General features: G+C 72.7%; 5 protein-coding genes. 1 reads left to right on the top strand and 4 read right to left on the bottom strand.

Annotation, left to right across the window (positions count from 1 at the left end; all coding sequences use genetic code 11):
• On the top strand, nucleotides 1-630 hold a 630-nt coding region (locus K2Z83_RS28010; RefSeq protein WP_220598468.1), incomplete at its 5' end, for a YafY family protein.
• Between the two features lie 17 nt (nucleotides 631-647).
• Here the strand turns inward: K2Z83_RS28010 and cas2 are convergent.
• The 4 genes from cas2 to K2Z83_RS27990 all read right to left on the bottom strand — a co-directional run.
• Nucleotides 648-923, bottom strand: a complete 276-nt coding sequence (gene cas2 / locus K2Z83_RS28005) for a CRISPR-associated endonuclease Cas2 (RefSeq protein ID WP_220598467.1) — start codon at nucleotides 921-923, stop codon at nucleotides 648-650.
• A gap of 112 nt (nucleotides 924-1035) precedes the next feature.
• Nucleotides 1036-2031 carry a CRISPR-associated endonuclease Cas1 gene (cas1, locus tag K2Z83_RS28000; RefSeq protein WP_220598466.1) on the bottom strand — a complete coding sequence of 332 codons (996 nt, stop codon included), beginning with the start codon at nucleotides 2029-2031 and terminating at the stop codon, nucleotides 1036-1038.
• Nucleotides 2032-2034: 3 nt separating this feature from the next.
• Nucleotides 2035-3486: a reverse transcriptase domain-containing protein gene (locus K2Z83_RS27995; RefSeq protein WP_220598465.1), complete on the bottom strand. Its 1452-nt coding sequence runs from the start codon at nucleotides 3484-3486 to the stop codon at nucleotides 2035-2037.
• Nucleotides 3487-3507: 21 nt separating this feature from the next.
• The coding region (locus K2Z83_RS27990) for a reverse transcriptase-like protein (protein WP_220598464.1) at nucleotides 3508-3845 on the bottom strand (338 nt) is incomplete at its 5' end.

Below are 3845 nucleotides of genomic sequence, written 5' to 3'. Positions count from 1 at the left end.
TGGGGGTTGGGGGCCGGACAGCCAGCGACCGACGCGCCGCCGGCCGAGCGTCCGACCGCGCCGCCGCCCGAGCGCCCGACCGCGCCGCCGGCCGAACGCCCGACCGCGCCGCCGCCCGAGCGTCCGACCGCGCTGCCGGCCACCTGCCCCCTGCCCCCTGCCATGCAGCCGGGCTCTCCTGCTCCGCTGAGTGAAGGTGGCGAAGACCTCGCACGCGAATCCCTGCCACCGGCCACCGGCCACCTGCCCCCGACCGCTCAGCCCGGCGATGATCGCGCGGCGCTGGAGCTGATCCGCCAGGCCATCCCGCGCCGGCGGGCGCTGCACCTGCACTACCAGCCAGACGACGGCCCGGCCAGCGTGCGCTGGGTGCAGCCGCTGGCCCTGGAGCGGCACGGCGGGCGCTGGCTGCTGCACGCCTACTGCATGGAGCGCCAGGCCGAGCGCTGCTTTCGGGTGGATCGGATCCGCCAGATCAGCAGCGCCGGGCTGCGGCCGCCCACGCCCCATGACCGGCGGCAGCCGGCCCGCGCGCCGCGCCGCCCGCCGCCCGCGCCGCGCACCGGCTTCTTCGCCCCGCCGCCCACGCCGCCGCCGGGCAGCCCGCTCGTGCGGGTGTGGCTGGAGTAGATCACTGCGGCGCTGAATCACACGAGCCAGTGGCTCGGCTCGGTGGAGACCGTGCCGATGCCGTGGATGGTGATGCGCTGCACGGCGGTGGTGTCGAGCCGGTAGCAGCGCACGCTGTCGGTGTTCAGGTCGATCAGGTCGCGCAGCTTGCGGCCGAGCTTGGCGAACTCCTCGCCATCCAGGTCGAGCTCGAAGACGCTGTACTGCACGTGGGTGCCATAGCCCTTGAGCAGCTTCATCACCTTGGTGCGGCGCTTGTCCTCGACCACGTCGTAGCTGATGATAGTGAACATAGGGCTCTCTTTCGCGCTATCCGCGCCATTCGCGTTCGCGTCCTTCGCTCGGCTTCGCGTCTTTCGTGATCCAAACGCCCGCGATCCAAACGCCCGCGATCCAAACGCCCCACTACAGCGGTGTGTAGCCGCCATAGCCCTCCTGCTCGCCGCGCACGACGCGGGCCACCGCCTGGGCCTGGAGCAGCACCACTCGGCGCAGCGGGGTGAATTCGCCGGTGGGCAGGCGGGCGGGCGACTGCATCACCGCCTCGTAGCGCTCGACCAGCAGCGCGCGCCCCCCGGCGTCGAGGTAGACCGCATCGGGGCGCTGGGGCGGGCGCTCGAACTGGGTCATCCGCACCGCGTCGGCGCGCAGCAGGTCGAGCACGATCTGGTCGACGACGATCGGGCGGAACTCCTCCATCAGGTCGAGGGCCAGCGAGGGCCGCCCGGCCTCGATCACGTGGAAGGTGCCGAAGTAGGGGTCGAGCCCGGTGAACTGCACGGCGTTGAGCACATCGTGCAGCAGCAGGGTGTAGCCGAACGAGAGCATGGCGTTGATCGGGTCGGGCGGCGGGTAGAAGGCGCGGCCCTGGAAGCCCCAGCCGTGCTGGAAGGTCACCCGCCATGCGCCGAAGTAGGCGGCGGCCGCCGCGCCCTCGTAGCCGCGCACGGCGTCGATGCTGTCGGCGCTGGCGAGGCTGCTCAGGGCGGCGTTGATCTGCGTGATCGACGCCGTGATCGCCGACCAGCCGGTGCTCGCCAGCAGCGCCCGCTGGCTGACCAGCTTGGCCGTCACCAGGGCGCGGGCCAGCCCCAGCGACCAGATGGGGTCGTTGACCCGCTGCATCTGCTGGAGCCGCAGCGCGCCGAAGCGCGAGGGGCCGTCGGTGAGCGTGGCGTAGTGCCGGCTGCCCTTGCTGTTGGTCAGCATCACCGGGATGCCGCGCCCGATCAGCTCGACCAGCAGCGCGGTCGACATCTGCACGCCGCGGCCCATCAGCACCACCTGCTCGATCCGGTTCAGCGGCACCTCCTGGAGTGTCTTACCCGCCTTGGTCACCAGCACCTGCTCATCCTGCTTGCGCACTGTCGTGCCCTGCTCCTGGACGTAGAGCGTTGGCATGGCTCAGTCTCCTTTCTTCGGCTTGGTCTTCGACTTGGTCTGTTGCTTGGTCTGCGGGGCACCGCGCCGACGCCCGAGCGACTGGCCAGCGCGGCGGGCGCCCTGGCCGGCCTGACGCATCGCCGCGCGCAGGGCCGCGTCGGCCTCGCTAAAGCTGGCCAGGCCCTGCTCGATGGTCGGGCCGCGCCGGCGCGGCACCAGGCTCTGGCCGAGGAAGTCGATCCCCTCGGCGTAGTCGCGGATGCTGGTCTTCTCGGTGTTCAGCCGTAGGCGCAGCACAGACAGCTGGCGCTCGACCAGACTCAGCGTGCGCTCAGCCTCATCGCGGCTGGCGCACATGATCACGAAGTCGTCCATGAAGCGCACCAGGCGCAGGCCCTGGCTGCTCAGGGCGACATCGAACGGGTGCAGGTAGACGTTGGCGAGCAGCGGGGAGAGCGGGCCGCCCTGGGCCGCGCCGCGCGGGCGATCCTGCGGCCAGCGGGCGGCCAGCTCGTAGGCCGCCAGGGCACCGGCAGCCACCGCCCCGGCGATCGCCACGCGCCGCCCGCCGATTCGGCGGATGCTCGGCCAGGCCCGCCGCACACCGTCGAGCGCCGGCCGGGCCAGCATTGCGGCCGTCCACAAGTTGTTGAGCGGCGAGCGACCGGCACCTCCGCCGAAGCCCCCGAGCGCGGGCGGCCCGGCGTAGGGGCTGGCCCAGCCGTCGGCGCCGGGCTGCTCCCAGGCCCCCGCGCCGTAGGGGTCGCCCAGCGCCGGCGGTAGCGCCGACGGGGTCGCGCCGGTCGCGCCATCGACGAGCTGACGCAGCGCCTGCGCCCCGCGGTCGAGCAGCGAGGGCGGCCCGCTCTGCTCCCAGGCCAGCGGCGCGGCGTCGGCGTGGGCCCCGCTGGCCAGCCAGGCGGCGATCAGGCGCAGCACGGCCACGTCAGGCACCCGCTGGCGGACCAGGGCCAGCAGCAGGCGCTGATCGATCGCCGGGAAGTAGTCGGCAATGTCGGCGTCCACCACCCACGTGTAGCCCTGCTGGGCGTAGCGGGCCACCCGGGCCACCGCGTCGGCGACGCTCAGGCGTGGCCGGCAGCCGAAGGATGCGTCGTGGAGCAGCGGGTCGAAGAGCGGCTCCAGCACCTGGAGCGTGGCCCGCTGGGCGATGCGGTCGCGGATCGTCATGATCGCGATCGCCCGCTCGCCGCCGCTCTTCTTGGGGATGCGCACGGTGCGCGGCGGAATCGGCTGGTAGGTGCCGCCGATCAGCTCCTCGGCCAGGCTGGCCATCTGCTGCGGCCAGCTGGCGTCAAAGTCGCGCAGGGTCACGCCATCGGGGCCGGAGCCGCGGGCGCGCCGGTAGGCGGCGATATTCGCGCGCACCTGGCGGTAGGCGCGGGTCATGTTCTCCACCTGGCAGATCTGTGCGATCAGCGGTGGTCCGTCGTAGGGGGAGAAGAGACGCATGAGATGTTCTCCTGTTCTGTATCAGATCCCGCCCGCTGCGAAGATCCGCCGGCCCTCCAGGGCCTCCCAGGCCAGGGCATCGGCCAGGCGGTTCACCTCGCGCGGGATGTGGACGAACGTGATGTGGGTCATACGGGCGGCCAGGGCGGCGGCCTGGGCGTGGAGCGGCGCGAGGCCCTCGGCGCGCACCGCCGCCCGGCCGCTGAGCTGATCCACCGCGACCCGGCTGTCGCTCAGGCAGCGCACGTGCGCTGGCCCGTAGCGCTCAAGCACCAGCTGGAGGCCGAAGATCAGCGCCTGGTACTCAGCGGCGTTGCTGGTGGCCGCCGGCAGACAGCCGTGACGCCAGGCCAGGATCT

It is taken from the genome of Oscillochloris sp. ZM17-4 (assembly GCF_019599295.1).
Lineage (GTDB): Bacteria > Chloroflexota > Chloroflexia > Chloroflexales > Chloroflexaceae > Oscillochloris.
Note: the sequence above shows the minus strand (reverse complement) of the source record. Positions and strands in the feature narration are given on the sequence as shown.